Annotated in this window: 15 protein-coding genes; 12 read left to right on the top strand and 3 right to left on the bottom strand. The window is 56.5% G+C overall.

Annotated elements, in window-relative coordinates:
• Positions 1–68: 68 nt before the first annotated feature.
• Positions 69–1,478 (bottom strand): sigma-54 dependent transcriptional regulator, encoded by a 1,410-nt coding sequence (locus H1S06_RS04115; RefSeq protein ID WP_255482894.1) that lies wholly within the window; start codon positions 1,476–1,478, stop codon positions 69–71.
• A gap of 295 nt (positions 1,479–1,773) precedes the next feature.
• On the opposite strand from H1S06_RS04115, the gene H1S06_RS04110 reads away from it, so the two are divergent.
• From H1S06_RS04110 to H1S06_RS04090, 5 genes are all read left to right on the top strand, one after another.
• The gene (locus tag H1S06_RS04110) at positions 1,774–3,516 is read left to right on the top strand and encodes an ExeA family protein (protein WP_181737516.1); all 1,743 of its coding nucleotides are present in this window, start codon (positions 1,774–1,776) and stop codon (positions 3,514–3,516) included.
• A 9-nt stretch (positions 3,517–3,525) separates the two neighbouring features.
• On the top strand, positions 3,526–4,200 hold the full coding sequence (locus H1S06_RS04105; protein ID WP_181737514.1) for a general secretion pathway protein GspB: 675 nt from the start codon (positions 3,526–3,528) through the stop codon (positions 4,198–4,200).
• A gap of 79 nt (positions 4,201–4,279) precedes the next feature.
• A complete protein-coding gene (locus H1S06_RS04100) occupies positions 4,280–4,684 on the top strand; it encodes an acyl-CoA thioesterase (protein ID WP_181737512.1) in 405 nt (134 codons plus the stop codon).
• Between the two features lie 33 nt (positions 4,685–4,717).
• Positions 4,718–5,746, top strand: a complete 1,029-nt coding sequence (locus tag H1S06_RS04095) for an AI-2E family transporter (RefSeq protein ID WP_181737510.1) — start codon at positions 4,718–4,720, stop codon at positions 5,744–5,746.
• A gap of 131 nt (positions 5,747–5,877) precedes the next feature.
• Positions 5,878–6,429 (top strand): PH domain-containing protein, encoded by a 552-nt coding sequence (locus H1S06_RS04090; protein ID WP_181737507.1) that lies wholly within the window; start codon positions 5,878–5,880, stop codon positions 6,427–6,429.
• Positions 6,430–6,494: 65 nt separating this feature from the next.
• On the opposite strand, the gene ahpC is transcribed toward H1S06_RS04090, so the two are convergent.
• The gene (ahpC, locus tag H1S06_RS04085; protein ID WP_456085592.1) at positions 6,495–7,052 is read right to left on the bottom strand and encodes an alkyl hydroperoxide reductase subunit C; all 558 of its coding nucleotides are present in this window, start codon (positions 7,050–7,052) and stop codon (positions 6,495–6,497) included.
• Between the two features lie 173 nt (positions 7,053–7,225).
• Positions 7,226–8,263 (bottom strand): dihydroorotase, encoded by a 1,038-nt coding sequence (gene pyrC, locus H1S06_RS04080; protein ID WP_181737503.1) that lies wholly within the window; start codon positions 8,261–8,263, stop codon positions 7,226–7,228.
• A gap of 359 nt (positions 8,264–8,622) precedes the next feature.
• On the opposite strand from pyrC, the gene H1S06_RS04075 reads away from it, so the two are divergent.
• From H1S06_RS04075 to H1S06_RS04045, 7 genes are all read left to right on the top strand, one after another.
• Positions 8,623–9,708: a glycosyltransferase family 4 protein gene (locus H1S06_RS04075; RefSeq protein WP_220183758.1), complete on the top strand. Its 1,086-nt coding sequence runs from the start codon at positions 8,623–8,625 to the stop codon at positions 9,706–9,708.
• Positions 9,705–10,835 (top strand): DUF1972 domain-containing protein, encoded by a 1,131-nt coding sequence (locus tag H1S06_RS04070; protein ID WP_181737500.1) that lies wholly within the window; start codon positions 9,705–9,707, stop codon positions 10,833–10,835. Before H1S06_RS04075 ends, H1S06_RS04070 begins: the two co-directional genes overlap by 4 nt.
• Before the next feature lie 8 nt (positions 10,836–10,843).
• Positions 10,844–11,947: a dTDP-glucose 4,6-dehydratase gene (gene rfbB, locus H1S06_RS04065; RefSeq protein WP_181737498.1), complete on the top strand. Its 1,104-nt coding sequence runs from the start codon at positions 10,844–10,846 to the stop codon at positions 11,945–11,947.
• A gap of 31 nt (positions 11,948–11,978) precedes the next feature.
• Positions 11,979–12,854, top strand: a complete 876-nt coding sequence (rfbA, locus tag H1S06_RS04060; RefSeq protein WP_181737496.1) for a glucose-1-phosphate thymidylyltransferase RfbA — start codon at positions 11,979–11,981, stop codon at positions 12,852–12,854.
• Positions 12,851–13,390, top strand: a complete 540-nt coding sequence (gene rfbC / locus H1S06_RS04055) for a dTDP-4-dehydrorhamnose 3,5-epimerase (protein ID WP_181737494.1) — start codon at positions 12,851–12,853, stop codon at positions 13,388–13,390. The genes rfbA and rfbC overlap by 4 nt, the downstream gene beginning before the upstream one ends.
• A 3-nt stretch (positions 13,391–13,393) precedes the next feature.
• The gene (gene rfbD / locus H1S06_RS04050; RefSeq protein ID WP_181737492.1) at positions 13,394–14,266 is read left to right on the top strand and encodes a dTDP-4-dehydrorhamnose reductase; all 873 of its coding nucleotides are present in this window, start codon (positions 13,394–13,396) and stop codon (positions 14,264–14,266) included.
• 300 nt (positions 14,267–14,566) lie between these two features.
• Positions 14,567–15,997 (top strand): MBL fold metallo-hydrolase RNA specificity domain-containing protein, encoded by a 1,431-nt coding sequence (locus H1S06_RS04045; protein WP_181737490.1) that lies wholly within the window; start codon positions 14,567–14,569, stop codon positions 15,995–15,997.
• The last annotated feature ends 12 nt before the right edge of the window (positions 15,998–16,009 follow it).

Here is a 16,009-nt window from a genome sequence, read left to right as displayed (position 1 = left end):
GCAATGCAGGGATAGATTGTAAGCCAGGGGCAACACTGACCGAGCGGGGGCGGCTCAGTCATGGAGGTTTAGTGAGGCGTGGAGTCCTTGTGGTGGTGCAGGTGATGTTTTTCAATCATGCGATAGAGTGTGACGCGCGAAACATCCAGTACTTTGGCAGCCTTGGAAACATTATGCCGGCATTGTGAGAGCGTATGCTCGATGACGGTGCGCTCTGCTTCGGCGCGTGCTTCTTCCAGCGTTTTGAGGTTTTCTCCGGGTGTCAGCGGCAGAGAGTCGGTTTCCAGGTTCAGGTCTTGAGGGGTGATCATGTGGTTGTCGCTCATGATCATGCCGCGCCGGACGCGGTTGATCATCTCGCGTACATTACCGGGCCAGGTATGTCGATTGATGGCGTTGATGGCTTCTTGTGTGAAGCCCTTGAGCTGTCCCTTGTGGTCACTGGCAAACTTGTTAAAGAAGAAGCGGGCCAGCAGTTCCTTGTCGGCGCCGCGATCACGCAGAGCCGGTACCCGGATATTCAGGACGCTGAGCCGGTAAAACAGATCTTCGCGAAAGCGTCCTTCTTTTACAGCGGTCTCCAGATCGATATTGGTGGCCGCGATAACGCGAGTATTAATTTCCAGACTTTGATTGGAGCCCAGGCGCTCGATAGTTCCTTCCTGCAGGAAACGCAGCAGGTGTGCCTGCAGGTTGGCTGCCAGGTCACCGACTTCATCGAGAAACAGTGAGCCCTGGTGGGCCGCCTCAATGCGTCCCAGGCGGCGCTGGCTGGCTCCCGTAAAGGCACCTTTTTCATAGCCGAACAGCTCTGACTGGATCAGGCTTTCCGGCAGTGCACCGCAGTTGACCGGGATAAACGGATGGTTGCGGCGGCTTGAGCGCTGATGAATGGCGCGGGCTATCAGCTCCTTGCCGGTGCCGCTTTCGCCGGTGATCAGTACGGCGGCATCCGTTTTGGCTACTTTGCGGATTTGTTCGAAAATATCCAGCATCAAGGGGCTGGCGCCGACCATTTCGAAGGGCGCATCGCTTTCCAGCTTGCGGCTTTCGATATGCTGCAGGTGGTAGAGGCCATAGGCGTGCCCCAGAATGATCGACAAGTGCTCCATATTGTCGCCCAGCGGTAATGAGCAGTAGTCATAGAAGTTCTCGAACAGCATGCGGCGCAAGCCGACATCCTGCAGCTGTTCGGGCCAGATGGCGGCGATCCAGGCAATCTGATGGTGCTGCTGGAAAAAATGGATCAGAGCTTCATTGTGGGCATCATCGTTCCAGTCAAAGCAGGCCAGCCCAACGATAAAGGGCTCGATCTGCAACAGGCTTTCCGCTTCCGCCAGACTGGTGGCGACATGCAAGTGCCAGCCTCGAAACCCCGCCGGGGACAATTCCGGGTGGGGGCGGCTGGACAGGTCGATCATCAGCAGGGCTCGTTCCGTCTCTGGATAAGGGCGCTCCTTGGTGTGGGTCATATTCATCGGTGCCACCTCGGTTGGTTTACAACCCGGTTCAGAGCTTGGGCTACACTAATGAAAATTGTAGTCATACTTGGCACAGAGCGGCTGTATTAATAATCAATCAAACGTTTGAAATGCTGCATTATATTCATGTTGATTCATGATTATTACAGCCTGAATGCTCTGTTGTCCCGACTAAAAGCCACTATAGTTAACTCAGGTTGGCAATCGGCGGGCGGGCATGTATATGTACTGTGAATACTTTGGTTTGCGTGAACCACCCTTTTCAATCGCGCCGAATCCGCGTTATCTCTATATGAGTGAACAGCATGAAGATGCCTTGTCTCATCTGTTATATGGTATCGAGGCGGATGGAGGATTTATTCTGTTGACCGGCGAGGTCGGCACCGGAAAAACGACCTTGTCGCGGCGCTTGATTGAGCAGTTGCCTGACACGACCGATTTCGCTTTGATCCTTAATCCTCACCTGCAGCCACTGGAACTACTGCAGTCGGTGTGTGACGAACTCGGTTTGAATCCGCCCGGTACGACTGAGCCTTCCATGAAGGCGCTGTGTGACCGTATCTACCGTTATCTGTTGCAACAGTACGGGGCGGGGCGCAGTACCCTGCTGATCATTGATGAAGCCCAGCAGTTGCCATTCGAGTCGCTGGAGCAGTTGCGTTTGCTGACCAACCTGGAAACCAGTGACGCCAAGCTGCTCAAGGTGGTCTTGATCGGGCAGCCAGAATTGCTGGCGCGTCTGGCCCAGGATGATTTACGCCAACTGTCACAGCGCATCAGTGCTCGTTTTCACTTGGGCCCCTTATCCGAATCCGACCTGCCGCACTACATCCACCATCGTTTGCAGGTCGCGGGGCTACGCCGTCCGGTCTTTCCCCCGGCAACACTGAAATACCTGTACCGGCTGTCGGGCGGGTTGCCGAGGGTCGTCAATCAGATCTGTGATCGGGCCCTGCTGGGGACCTATGTGCAAACCCGTAACGAGGTCAGTGTGCATACGCTTGAGAAGGCGGCGCGTGAGGTATTGGGGCAGGTTGATACCCCGAATCAGACGCTGCAGCGTTCCCGCTCGCTTTACGTTTGGCTGCTACCGGCCTTGCTGGTTGGTCTGCTGGGGTGGGGCGCAGGGCTGGCGGCATCCATGCTGTTTGCCGGGCAGTGGGAGTGGCCCTCATGGCTGCCGGGGCAGGCGCGGCCCGAACCGGTATCGGTGCTGACGGACGCTGAACGACGGGCGTTGCGTGCCCAGCTGTTTCCCTGGGAAAAGCTGGCGCCCGTGAATGAGGTTGCTGCGGCGGTAGCTGATCCTGTTCCTGTTTTGAGCAGCGTAAGCCCGAGTGTCAGTCCGGCATCTGAGCCGCCCCCCACCGACAGAGGACCTGAGGTGGCGCCTGATAGGGAGGAGGTCGTCAATCGCTGGGAGCGTCTCGACGCCTGGCCGGCGCCTGCTGATTTGGATCTGGCACAGGTACAGGCGTTTGTGGGGCTGTTTCAATACTGGCAACGGGAATATGACCCGCGCCTGGAGCCTGTGGTATGTGACTTTGCGGAGCGCCAAGGGTTGGGATGCCTGACGCTGGAGGGCGACCTGACCTTGTTGGACCGGCTGGATCGTCCTGCCGTAATCACGTTGAGGCCTGGAGGTACGCCCTATGCCGCACTGTTGACCGCCCTGACGCCGGACTCGGCAGAGATAACCGTTAACGCCGAACAGCGCAGGCTTTCCCGTGCCGTATTGCAGCAGTTGTGGGGCGGACAGTTCACGCTGTTATGGCAGCCGCCACCGGGGTATCGCCAACCGCTGTGGCCGGGTGCGCAGGGAGAAGGCGTGGCCTGGCTGGCCGAGCAGCTGAACCGTCAGCGGGGCGGTCGGATCAACGCACCGGCCAAGACACGGTACGATGCCGAGGTGTTTCTGAAGGTCAAGGCGTTTCAGCAGCAGCAGGGGCTGACAACCGATGGCATTGCCGGTCCCCTGACACTGATACGGCTCAACAACCAGGTGCGGACGGACCTGCCACGGTTGAGCGGTTAGGAGGCAGTCATGTCCTATATTCATGAAGCGCTCAAGGCCTCCGCCGAGCAGCGCCGTACCGCCCAGTCTCCCGTCGAACCCGTTGTTCCGCCGGTGACTGCGGCGGCTGACAAAACGGGTCTTGTCCGCTGGCTGGGGCGTGTTGTTCTGGTGATGTTATTAAGCTTGTTGCTGTACTGGTTCTGGTTTCCTCCCGCCCCTGAGGTTCAGGCACCGGCAGCAACGGAGCCTGTAGACGCGAGTGTGCAGCCACCGGCAGGAGAGTCTGCCTCGGTACCGGATCTGAGTGGGGTGAAAATAGCCATTCGCAAGGAGGCCCCCGAACCTGTGCGTCCGGTGCCCGCGCCACCCCCTGAAGTGGCCGAGCCAGCTGCAGTTGCTGCGGAGCCCAAATCTGCAGACATGTCGAGAGAATCGGAACCGGGCGCTGCGGTTCCGGTTGATCCCTTTGCGCACCTGCCCTACTTGCGGCAACTGCCGGCTGCACAGCAGCGAGAGCTGCGGGATATCCGATTTACCGTGCATATCTATTCGGATGTTCCCGGCTCCAGAATGGTCAAATATCAGGGACGTGTTTTACGAGAAGGTGATTTTGTCCGCCCCGGTTTGAGAGTCGAGGCGATCATTCCGAGGAGTGTGGTACTGCAGTTCAAGGATCTTCGCTTCAAAGTACCGGCCCTGTAAGGCACAGGAGCAAGGCTGGACCTGATACGGGCGTTCGCTGGTATACTCGACGGCTGATTTCGGCGACAGGAACAGTCTGATGTATCAATATACCCTTACCCCCGCTTTCTATGACACCGATGGATTGGGGCATATCAATAACACACGGGTGCCACAGTGGTTCGAGGCGGCACGTAACGACCTTTTCCGCATCTTTACGCCTGACCTGGACATGAAAAAATGGCAGCTGATCATGGCACGCATCGAGGTGGATTACCTGGGCGAGCTGTTTTACGGCCGCGATGTCGAGGTGCGTACCTTTGTCAGCAAGATCGGTAACAGTTCCTTCACGGTATTGCAGGAAGCTTGGCAGGACGAAAAGCTGGCGGCGCGTGGCAAGGCGTTCATGGTGCGGTATGACTTTGCCAACGGTCGTGCCATGAGCTTGAGCGACGAACAGAGGGGAATGCTGGAAATCCATTTCAAGGCCGACGAAACGGTCTGATGACTCGCCCATATCCGCACGACAGGAGCGCGCATGCTCGATTCTAACTCTGCCACTTTGTCCGCCGGTTTCAAATGGCTGGTCGGACTGGCCTCTTTGATGATTATTCTGGGGGGGCTCAAGATTGCCGAAGCCGTTGTTGTCCCCATGTTACTGGCTATTTTCATTGCCATTATCTGTGCGCCGCCACTGGCCTGGATGACCTCCCACCGTGTACCGCCCTGGCTGGCGGTCATGTTGCTTGTGTTGGGCCTGATGGTGTTCAGCTGGGTACTGATGCTGTTTGTCGGGTCCGCCATTGATACCTTTACGCTCAGGCTGCCAATCTATCAGGAACGGCTGCAGGACGAAGTCATTAAACTGTTGCCGAATCTGGAGCGCCTGGGCCTGCCGGTGACGCAGGAACAGCTCCTGAACCATTTCAATCCGGGATCAGTGATGCGGTTGGCGGGCAATGCCCTGACCAATCTGGGTGGTTTGTTGACCGATTTGATGCTGATCATCTTCGTGGTGATTTTCCTGCTGATGGAAGCCACCCTGCTGGGAGACAAGCTGCACAAGGCGTTGCCCAATGCCGAGCATTCGATGCAGCAGGGCGGTGATTTTGTACGCAAGGTCAACAAGTATCTGGTGATCAAAACCACGGTCAGCGTGGGCACCGGTTTCCTGGTTACCTTGTGGCTGTGGATTCTGGGTGTGGACTTCGCCCCCCTCTGGGGTTTGGTCGCGGCGCTGATGAACTTCATTCCGACCGTGGGTTCGATCATTGCGGCGGTACCTGCGGTACTGCTGGCGATTGTACAGTTGGGCCTGCCGGATGCGGCGCTGGTGGCGCTGGGTTACATTGCCGTCAACCTGCTGATGGGTAATGTGTTGGAGCCGCGTTATATGGGCTCAGGGCTGGGACTGTCGCCGCTGGTGGTGTTCCTGTCCTTGATGGTCTGGGGGTGGATGTTTGGTCCCGCGGGCATGTTCCTGTCGATACCCTTGACCATGATAGCCAAAATAGCACTGGAGCAAAGCCCGTCGACCCGCTGGGTGGCCATCATGCTTGGTAACTGACCCAGGGCCTTCCGGTCGCGGTACGACGATCATCCCGAAGCGCCGTCGTATCGTGTCCGGTTGTCAGGTGTTCTACACCTTAAACCTGTACAATGCCGCGCTGAAAATACACGGCCATGAAGGATTCACTCATGTTACCAACCGAAAAAGTACTGCTTGAGATCAAGCGTTCCCCGATGGCATTCAGTCAGGGGGTGCGGGATCTGATAATCGCTCTGGTGCTTGTCTGGCTGACGCTGTGGGCGCTGTCTGATGTACCTTTCTGGGATAGTTGGTGGCTGGTCGAAGAATACCGCACGCTGGCGACGCGCTTCTTGTGGGAGGGCGCGGGCATTCCGGCGACCTGGGTTGCCGCTGTGCTGGGGCTGGTAGCGGCCTGGGTAGGGTTGAGTGCCATACGTCAGTTGCTCACGGAATGGAGTCGGCGCTACCGTCTGACCGGTCAGCGCGTACTGGCGCATACCGGTGTATTGGGGCGTAAGGTTGACCAGCTGTACCTGCTCAGCGTGGATGGTGTGTCACTTGAACAAAATGTGCTGGGGCGTTTGTTGGGACATGCCAGCCTGGTCGTGGCCGGGCGCGGAAACAATCAGGTGCGTTTTGACTATGTGCGTCGTCCCGATGAGATTCGCGACAAGATCGACCGTTGCGTATTGGCGCGGCGCAGTAAGCCACAGGCATAAAAAAACCTCCCGAAGGAGGCCGATCCCCGCCGGTCAGTGCCAACCGGCGGGGCGTTGGTCAGATCTTAGATCTTGCCAACCAGGTCCAGAGACGGAGCCAGAGTCGCTTCGCCTTCTTTCCATTTCGCCGGGCATACTTCACCCGGGTGAGCGGCTACGTACTGGGCAGCCTTGATCTTGCGCAGCAGGTCGTCAGCGTCACGGCCAATGCCTTCAGCAGTGATTTCAACCGCCTGGATCACACCCTGCGGGTCGATCAGGAAGGTAGCACGGTCAGCCAGGCCCTGGCCTTCGCGCATAACACCGAAGTTGTTGGTGATAGTGCCGGTCTGGTCGCCTACCATGAAGTAGTTGATCTTGCCGATGGTGTCAGACGTGTCGTGCCATGCCTTGTGGGTGAAGTGAGTGTCGGTCGACACGGAGAACACTTCAACGCCCATTTTCTGCAGTTCTTCGTACTTGTCAGCAACGTCGCCCAGCTCGGTCGGGCAAACGAAGGTGAAGTCTGCCGGGTAGAAGAAGAACACAGCCCACTTGCCTTTTACGTCCGCTTCGGTGATTTCTACGAATTCACCCTGTTTGAAAGCGGTAGCCTGAAACGGTTTGATCTCAGTATTCACGATACCCATTGGTGTATATCTCCTTGACTCGAGTGAGTGGATCGCTTGGAAACGGTTCTATACTAGCGTTGCCGCTTATATTTTGTAAATTAATAAAACCTAACGACTCGATAGCTTTTATTAATACCAGTTCCCTTGTGGATCATGATAAGTCGTGTTTGTGACGGTTCGGAGGCTCAGCTCTCCAGTTTCCAGCGCAGCGTTTCACCGGCACGCAAGGGAACGATGATGTCTTCGCCAAACGGCATTTCGGCCGGTACCTGCCAAGCCTCTTTTACCAGCGTAATGCTGTCACTGTTGCGTGGCAAACCGTAGAAATCGGCACCGTGGTGGCTGGCAAAGCCTTCCAGCTTGTCCAGTGCGTCCAGGTCTTCAAAAATCTCGGCATAGAGTTCGATGGCGGCGTAAGCGCTGTAGCACCCGGCGCAGCCGCAAGCACTTTCCTTGGCGCCTTTGGCGTGTGGGGCCGAATCGGTTCCCAGGAAAAACTTCTTGCTGCCGCTGACCACGGCATCCTGCAGCGCCTGCTGGTGTACGTTGCGTTTCAGAATCGGCAGGCAGAACAGATGGGGGCGGATGCCGCCAACCAGCATGTGGTTACGGTTGAACGCCAGGTGTTGCACGGTGATGGTGGCACCCACGTTATCACCGTGGGCGTTGACGAATTCGGCGGCGTCCCGAGTCGTGATGTGCTCGACCACCATTTTCATATTCGGGTGGCGACCGGCCAGCGGGGTCAGAATCTCGTCAAGGAACTGCTTCTCACGGTCGAATATATCCACGTGTTGGTGGGTCACTTCGCCATGTACCAGCAGGGGCATGCCAGCCGCTGCCAGCGCAGCACAGATTTCATCCAGTTTGCCCAGATCCGTTACGCCTGAGTCCGAGTTGGTGGTGGCGCCTGCCGGGTAGAGCTTGACGGCCGCAACCTTGCCTGTGGCTTTTGCAGCCGCAATCATGTCCGGTGTGGTGTTGTCGGTCAGATAAAGCGTCATCAGCGGATCGAACCGGCTGCCTTCGGGGGCGGCGGCCAGAATGCGCTCGCGGTAGGCCATGGCCTGCTCGGCATTGGTGACCGGTGGCCGCAGGTTCGGCATTACGATAGCGCGGTGCATCTGGTTGGCGGTGGCCGGTACAACATGCTGCAGCACATCACCGTCACGCAGGTGAAGGTGCCAGTCATCAGGGCGGGTAATTGTCAGGCGATCAGTCATCACAGGGTCCCGATTAAGCGGTTGGAAAGAGCGGTTGAAGAGAGGCAGTATATCGGATTGAACGTTCGGGGCCGAATTCGAGTCACAGGGGGACATCGTCCCGAGAATACAGCGGCTTGAGTAAAGCCTGGTTAAGGAAAAACTGCTACACTTGTATACTTTTGTCAGCAGTTGGTCCTGTCGTTGTAAAGCCCGTCATTGCTGCATGTGTGCGGGTGGCGCGAATAGGCGACAACAGTGAGTGTTTGAGGGTATGTTCGGGGGGTATCGGAACTGCCGAATACACTGTCAGCAGTGCCCGCAACACGGATGCGGGCATCCTTGAATCTGATGTGCGAAATTGATTAATGAACTCGGTTGTGTTTATCCATCTATACAATGATCGTAGTGGAAGCCCCAAGGTGTTGCTGCAAGCGATTAAGGCGCTGCACGCAGCAGGGCTAGAGGTGGAGACACTGACCAGTCGTCACTCCGGCGGGTTTCTGGATGATGTCCCCGGTCGGCGCAGGGGGCTGTTTTATCGTCGCTCGGAAAACAAGCTGCTGACACTCTTTTGGTATCTGGTGTCACAGGTGCTGCTGTTCTTCCAGTGCCTGGCCTACATTCGAAAAGACGTGGTCTTTCACGTCAATACCATGATGCCCTTTGGGGCGGCTTTGGCAGGCTGGGTCATGCGGAAGCGGGTGGTGTATCACGTGCATGAAACATCGATCAAACCGCCGTTGCTCAAGAAAATCCTGCGTGCGTTTATTCGTCTGACAGCGCGACATGTTATTTTCGTCAGCCAGTATCTGGCTCGAGTGGAAGCCGTTGCAGGCAAGCCGAGCTGCGTGATCTACAACGCGCTGGATACACTGCCGGCCGCCAGAGTACCGCGCCCGGCCGATCAGTTTGATATCCTGATGGTTTGCTCGCTGAAAAAGTACAAGGGGGTGGATGAATACCTGCATCTGGCTCACCGTTTTCATGACCGGTCGGACGCCGGCAAAAAGGCCGTGCGTTTTGTGCTGGTGTTGAACGCTGATGAGGCGGAGGTCGAGCACTATTTTGCGGGTCGGGCATTGCCGGATAACCTGAGTGTCCACGCACGTCAAAGCGAATTGTCATCTTTCTATGATCAGGCCTCTGTTTTGCTGAATCTGTCCCGGTCTGATGAATGGATCGAATCTTTCGGCCTTACCATTGTCGAGGCCATGTCACACGGCCTGCCGGTGATAGTGCCCCCGGTGGGAGGGCCCGTTGAGCTGATTACACAGGGTGAGGAAGGCTACCGACTGTCCTGCTATGATCTTGACACTATCGAGCGGCATCTTGTCGAGCTGGCCGAGGATAGGGCCTTCTATCAGCAGATGTCCGACAGGGCGTACCGGCGCGCGCACGATTTTCTGCCATCCCGGTTTAATGAAGCCATCACATCTTTTTACCGGAATGAAGTGTTTGTATGAGGCATGAAGGGATAAAGCATCTGGCCATTCTGGGGACTCGTGGCATACCGGCACGGCATGGCGGTTTTGAAACCTTTGCCGAAAAACTGTCGGTGTACCTGGTGGGACGGGGCTGGCAGGTGACCGTGTATTGCCAGGAAGAGGGCCGGGGCGCGATATATGAAAGCGAATGGCAAGGCGTGCGTCTTGTCCATGTTCCGGTCAAAACGGCAGGGGCTGCCGGTACCATCCTTTTTGATTGGAAGGCAACCAGACACGCTCTGTCCGAGCCGGGCATCTTTCTGACGCTGGGTTATAACACGGCCTGCTTCAATGTGCTGCAGCGACTGGTCGGGCAGACCAATATCATCAATATGGATGGTTTGGAGTGGAAGCGCGAAAAATGGGGTGTGATGGCCAAGCTCTGGCTGCGTCTGAATGAACGTGTGGCCTGCAGAACGGCGAATCATCTGGTGGCCGACCACCCGGAAATCAAACAGCATTTGATGACCTGCGCACCCGAACGCAAAATCACCATGCTGCCGTATGGGGCCGAAGAAGTGACGGCAGCCGATGCCGCACTGCTGGAGCCTTACGGACTGCTGCCCGGGCGGTTTTCGGTGGTGATTGCACGTCCCGAGCCTGAAAATTCATCGCTGGAGATCGTGCGTGCGTTCAGCCGGAAACCGCGCCAGCATACCCTGGTCGTGCTGGGCAGTTTTTACCCGGATATTGTGCCGTTGCACCGAGAAGTGCTGGACGCCGCATCTGATGAGGTCCTGTTCCCGGGGGCGATCTATTCAGCCCCGACGGTTCAGGCCTTGCGCTTTCATGCGCGCCTGTATTTGCACGGGCATAAGGTTGGCGGGACCAATCCGTCACTGGTTGAAGCGCTGGGGGCGGGGTGTGCCGTGATTGCCCAGGATAACCCGTTTAACCGCTGGGTGGCGGGCGCGGGCGCGGTCTATTTCAAAACGGAAGCGGACTGCGTCGACCTGTTTGACCGCTTGCTGGACAATGAACAACAACTTACAGATCTGAAAACTGCCAGTCGTGCCCGGTTTCAACAATGCTTTACCTGGCCGCATATACTGCACGACTATGAACAACTGCTGCTGGGGCATTACCCGGTATCGGAACAAGAGTAAGGGGAGATATGCGAATTCTGATTACCGGTGGCGCCGGTTTCATCGGCTCGGCTGTTGTACGCCATTTGATAGCAAATACCCGGGCCGACGTGGCTAACCTGGATAAGTTGACCTACGCAGGCAACCTGGAATCGTTAACGTCGGTGGAAGACTCGCCCCGATATCGTTTCTATCAGGCCGATATTGTGGATGCGGAAGCACTGGACGGGATTTTTGCCGACTTTCAGCCAACGCACGTGATGCATTTGGCGGCAGAAAGCCATGTTGACCGTTCGATTGACGGCCCGGCCGATTTCATCGCGACCAACATCGTGGGGACTTACACTCTGCTGGAGGCAGCCCGCCGTTACTGGTCCAAACTGTCGTCTGAGCAGCAGTCCGCCTTTCGGTTTCATCATATATCGACGGATGAAGTATACGGTGACCTTGAAGGCACCGACGACCTGTTTACGGAAACAACCTCTTACGCGCCCAGTTCACCCTACTCGGCATCCAAGGCCAGTTCAGACCACCTGGTACGCGCCTGGCAGCGGACCTACGGGCTGCCGACGCTGATTACCAATTGCTCCAATAACTACGGCCCTTACCACTTCCCCGAAAAGCTGATACCGCACATGATTTTGAATGCGTTGTCGGGGCAGCCATTGCCGGTGTATGGCGATGGTGGCCAGGTTCGGGACTGGCTGTATGTGGATGATCATGCACGAGCGCTGGTGACTGTTGCGACTCGGGGCCAAGTAGGGGAGACCTACAACATCGGTGGCCATAACGAGAAGCGCAATCTTGAGGTGGTTGAAACCCTGTGTGAGTTGCTGCAGGAGATGGCGCCGCCGGGGTCTTGCGCGATTGCAAAGGGGGCTTCCACACAGGGTGTCGTCCACTACCGTGATCTGATTACGTTTGTGAAGGACCGTCCGGGGCATGATGTGCGCTATGCCATTGATGCGAGTAAAATCCAGCGTGAACTGGATTGGGTGCCTGAGGAGTCGTTTGAAACCGGTATTCGCAAAACAGTGCAATGGTATCTGGACAACCCTGAGTGGTGGCAGCGAGTGCTAAGCGGAGACTACCGTTTGGGTCGATTGGGCGACAAGAGCGAAACGGCTCATTGATGTCTCCTGTTTTTTGTTATTGAGGTGATCCATGAAAGGAATAGTCTTGGCGGGAGGTTCAGGCACGCGTTTGCATCCCATCACGCGTGGTGTCTCCAAGCAGTTGCTGCCGATTTACGACAAGCCGATGATTTACTACCCCCTGTCGGTGTTGATGCTGGCGGGTATACGGGAAGTATTGATCATTTCCACGCCGGAAGATCTGCCCAACTTTCGCAAACTTCTGGGCGATGGCAGCGAGTTCGGCGTTGAACTCAGCTACGCCGAACAGCCTTCGCCGGATGGCCTGGCTCAGGCATTCATTATTGGTGAGGATTTTATCGGCACCGACTCGGTGTGCCTGATTCTGGGCGACAATATTTTCTATGGCGATGGTTTTACCGGCATGTTGCGCGCCGCCGCTGAGCGACACAAAGGTGCAACCGTATTCGGATACCATGTAAACGATCCCGAGCGGTTCGGTGTGGTGGAATTTAATCAGCAGGGCAAGGCGCTGTCGATCGAAGAAAAACCGACCCACCCCAAATCGAGCTATGCCGTCACAGGCCTCTACTTCTATGACAACGATGTGATTGAAATTGCCCGGCAGGTCAAACCATCGCATCGAGGCGAACTGGAAATTACCGATGTGAACAATGCCTACCTTCAGCGCGGTGATCTCAATGTCAGCCTGTTGGGGCGTGGTTTTGCCTGGCTGGATACAGGCACTCACGATTCGCTGATGGAAGCCAGCCACTTTGTCCATACGGTGGAAGCTCGCCAAGGGTTAAAGGTCGCCTGTCTGGAGGAGATTGCCTACCGTCAGGGCTGGCTGAGCGCGACCAGGCTGGAACAACAAGCTCAGGCGCTGAGCAAGACCGGTTACGGACAATACCTGAAGCGCCTGTTGCAACAGGAGATGCAATGAACGTTATCGAAACCCGATTGCCGGGCGTACTGATCATCGAACCGACCGTATTTGGCGATCATCGCGGTTTTTTTAAGGAAACCTTCCAGTTGGAGCGTTATCGCGAAGCCGGTATTACGCTGCCGTTCGTGCAGGATAACCATTCCCGCTCACAGAAGGGGGTATTGAGAGGTCTGCACTTCCAGAAAACCCGCCCCCAGGGCAAGCTGGTGAGCTGCAGCCGTGGCGCGGTGTATGACGTGGCGGTTGATATCAACCCCGAGTCGCCTACCTGCGGACAATATGTGGGCGTCGAGCTAACCGATGAAAACCATCGCCAGCTGTGGGTTCCGCCCGGCTATGCGCACGGCTTTTGTGTGCTGAGTGATATTGCCGATTTCCAGTACAAGTGTACCGATTACTACCACCCGGAAGATGAAGGTGGGCTGCTCTGGAATGATCCCGATATTGGTATTGAATGGCCGATTGATGAGCCACAGCTTTCGGCCAAGGATCAAGTCAACCTGACCTTGAAAGCACTGCTGGCACAGGGGTAAATCATGCGTGTTTTGATTACGGGTGCCCGTGGACAGGTGGGGCAGGAATTGTTGCGCCTTGCGCCAGAGAGTGTAGAGGCGGTAGGCGTCGGGTCTGACGAGCTGGACATCACGCGGCTGGAAGCGGTTCAGGCTGCCGTGGAGGTTCGTCAGCCCGCACTGATCATCAATGCGGCGGCCTATACCGCTGTTGATAAGGCCGAGTCGGAGCCGGAACGTGCCTATGCCGTGAATGAAACAGGCATCCGGAACCTGGCACAGGCGGCCGCTGCGGCGGGTATCCCCGTGCTACATATCTCGACCGATTACGTATTTGATGGCATGGCCCGGCAGGCCTACCGTGAAACGGATACCCCCTGTCCCGCCAGCGTATACGGTGCCAGCAAGCTGGCCGGTGAGCGTGCACTGGAAGCGACCTGTCCACAGCACATCATCATGCGTACCAGTTGGGTGTTTGGCCGTTTTGGCCACAACTTTGTGAAAACCATGGTACGTCTGGCGCGTGAGCGGGATGTGCTGGGAGTGGTGGCTGACCAGTCAGGTGGGCCAACGGGGGCAGCCAGTATTGCAGCGGCCCTGTGGGCCATGGCCCTGCAGTATCAGACTCAAAAAACACTGCCCTGGGGTGTTTATCACTTCAGTGGCGCTCCGGCGACCACCTGGCACGGGTTCGCGGCTGCCATATTCGAACAGGCCCATCGGCAAGGGCTGATTCAGGCTATCCCGAGGCTCAATGCCATTACGACTCAAGACTACCCGACACCGGCGCGCCGGCCTGCCAATTCGGTATTATCGTGTGAACGCATGATGACGGTATTTGGCATTGCTCAGCCGGACTGGCATGTAGAGTTGGAAGAAATGTTAGGTGACGCTTAATTACAACAGCTTAGTGCTATTGTCTAGCTTATGAAACCATATAAGAAGTGATAAGGTTCGACGCACGCATATTAACGGCGTTATTAATGAGAGTCAATATCATTTGAGTCGCCGCTGAAATAAAAGCCATGGCTTGGGCGATATTGACTGACAATCGGCAAACAGGGGTGTTGAGGATTGCCCGAAATGTAACCTCCGGGCGGTAGCGTGTCTGAAGCGGTTTATCCGGCCCTTCTGTGCCGTGCCGTTTGGCTTGTACCGGTATTCTCAGCGTCCTGAATCGGCAAAGGACCTGCCCGAATGAAGATTGAGCATCATGGAGCTCGCAACGGCGTAACCGGCTCCTGTCATCAGTTGCACGTCAGCGATAACACGAGTCTGCTGGTTGACTGCGGCCTGTTTCAGGGCAGCGAAGCAGGTGACGAGAATACGCACGACCGCCATCAGATTGATTTTGATATCAGTGGCGTCATCGCACTGATTGCCACCCATGTGCATATTGACCATGTGGGGCGTATTCCCTGGCTGTTGGCCGCAGGCTTTGATGGCCCGATCATCTGCTCTCAACCTTCGGCTCGACTGCTGCCGCTGGTGCTGGAAGATGCTTTCAAGCTGGGTATCAGCCGTGACAGGGCTCTGGTTGAGCGTTACCTGTCACGGATAGAATCGCGTCTTGTCGCCTTGCCGTACAAGCACTGGTTTACTCTGCTTGAAACGCCTGAGCAGAGAGTGCGAGTTCGATTACAGCGCGCAGGGCATATCCTGGGCTCTGCCTATGTAGAAGTGGATATAGAGAGCGTTACCCGGCCAGCATCAAAAACTGTCCCTGCCTTGAGTCAAGTGACTGCCGAGTTCAGTGGAAGTTCATTAAAGTACAAAAACAGTACCCGGATCGTTTTCTCGGGTGATTTAGGGGCCAGCCATACACCGCTGTTACCCGCGCCTCGGCCGCCGCAGCGGGCCGATGTCCTGGTGCTTGAAAGTACCTATGGCGACCGCAACCACGAAAGCCGTGCCACCCGAAAGCACCGTTTGAAGGCCGCTATCGACCGAGCCTTGCTGAACCGGGGGACGGTACTGATACCGGCCTTCAGTATCGGACGCACTCAGGAACTGCTGTATGAACTGGAAGAGCTGCTGAAGGGGCAGGATGACTTGCCGGTGATTCTGGACTCGCCCCTGGCTTCAAAATTCACGGCGGTCTACCGTGAACTGCAGCCCTTCTGGGATGAAGAGGCACATGCCCGCTTGAGGCAGGGCCGTAAACCGCTGGCGTTCGATACTTTGCTAACGGTAGACAGCCATGATGAACACCTGAAAATGGTCCACCACCTGGCGCGTTCAGGCAGGCCCGCAATTGTGATTGCCGGCAGCGGCATGTGTAACGCCGGACGTATCGTGAATTACCTGAAAGCGATGCTGGGCGATAAACGCCATGATGTGCTGTTTGTCGGTTATCAGGCGGAAGGTACGCCCGGACGAGCCATACAGCAGTACGGCCCCAAAGGTGGTTATGTGGAACTGGATGGCGAGCGATACACCATCCGGGCGGGTGTTGAAACCATAGGCGGCTACTCGGCCCATGCCGATCAGCAGGGACTGGTTAGTTTTGTGAAGGGCATGAAGCATAGACCGAGTGAAATACGGTTGGTGCATGGGGATCGCGTTGTCAAGAAAGCACTTAAAGCCGCCCTGCAAAGGGCTTATTCAGGTTTGTATATCAAGGAATAACCAGGTTACAGC

The sequence above is a fragment of the Marinobacterium marinum genome, from assembly GCF_013868415.1.
GTDB classification, from domain to species: Bacteria; Pseudomonadota; Gammaproteobacteria; order Pseudomonadales; family Balneatricaceae; genus Marinobacterium; species Marinobacterium marinum.
This window is presented reverse-complemented; position numbering and strand designations above follow the sequence as displayed.

Bases quoted from the DNA above. Each gene is read 5' to 3' on its own strand.
- H1S06_RS04105 (WP_181737514.1), top strand. From the start codon at position 3,526: ATGTCCTATATTCATGAAGCGCTCAAGGCCTCCGCCGAGCAGCGCCGT.
- H1S06_RS04110 (WP_181737516.1), top strand. From the start codon at position 1,774: ATGAGTGAACAGCATGAAGATGCCTTGTCTCATCTGTTATATGGTATC.
- rfbB (WP_181737498.1), top strand. From the start codon at position 10,844: ATGCGAATTCTGATTACCGGTGGCGCCGGTTTCATCGGCTCGGCTGTT.
- H1S06_RS04100 (WP_181737512.1), top strand. From the start codon at position 4,280: ATGTATCAATATACCCTTACCCCCGCTTTCTATGACACCGATGGATTG.
- H1S06_RS04045 (WP_181737490.1), top strand. From the start codon at position 14,567: ATGAAGATTGAGCATCATGGAGCTCGCAACGGCGTAACCGGCTCCTGT.
- H1S06_RS04070 (WP_181737500.1), top strand. From the start codon at position 9,705: ATGAGGCATGAAGGGATAAAGCATCTGGCCATTCTGGGGACTCGTGGC.
- H1S06_RS04090 (WP_181737507.1), top strand. From the start codon at position 5,878: ATGTTACCAACCGAAAAAGTACTGCTTGAGATCAAGCGTTCCCCGATG.
- H1S06_RS04115 (WP_255482894.1), bottom strand. From the start codon at position 1,478: ATGAATATGACCCACACCAAGGAGCGCCCTTATCCAGAGACGGAACGA.
- H1S06_RS04095 (WP_181737510.1), top strand. From the start codon at position 4,718: ATGCTCGATTCTAACTCTGCCACTTTGTCCGCCGGTTTCAAATGGCTG.
- rfbD (WP_181737492.1), top strand. From the start codon at position 13,394: ATGCGTGTTTTGATTACGGGTGCCCGTGGACAGGTGGGGCAGGAATTG.
- pyrC (WP_181737503.1), bottom strand. From the start codon at position 8,263: ATGACTGATCGCCTGACAATTACCCGCCCTGATGACTGGCACCTTCAC.
- rfbA (WP_181737496.1), top strand. From the start codon at position 11,979: ATGAAAGGAATAGTCTTGGCGGGAGGTTCAGGCACGCGTTTGCATCCC.
- rfbC (WP_181737494.1), top strand. From the start codon at position 12,851: ATGAACGTTATCGAAACCCGATTGCCGGGCGTACTGATCATCGAACCG.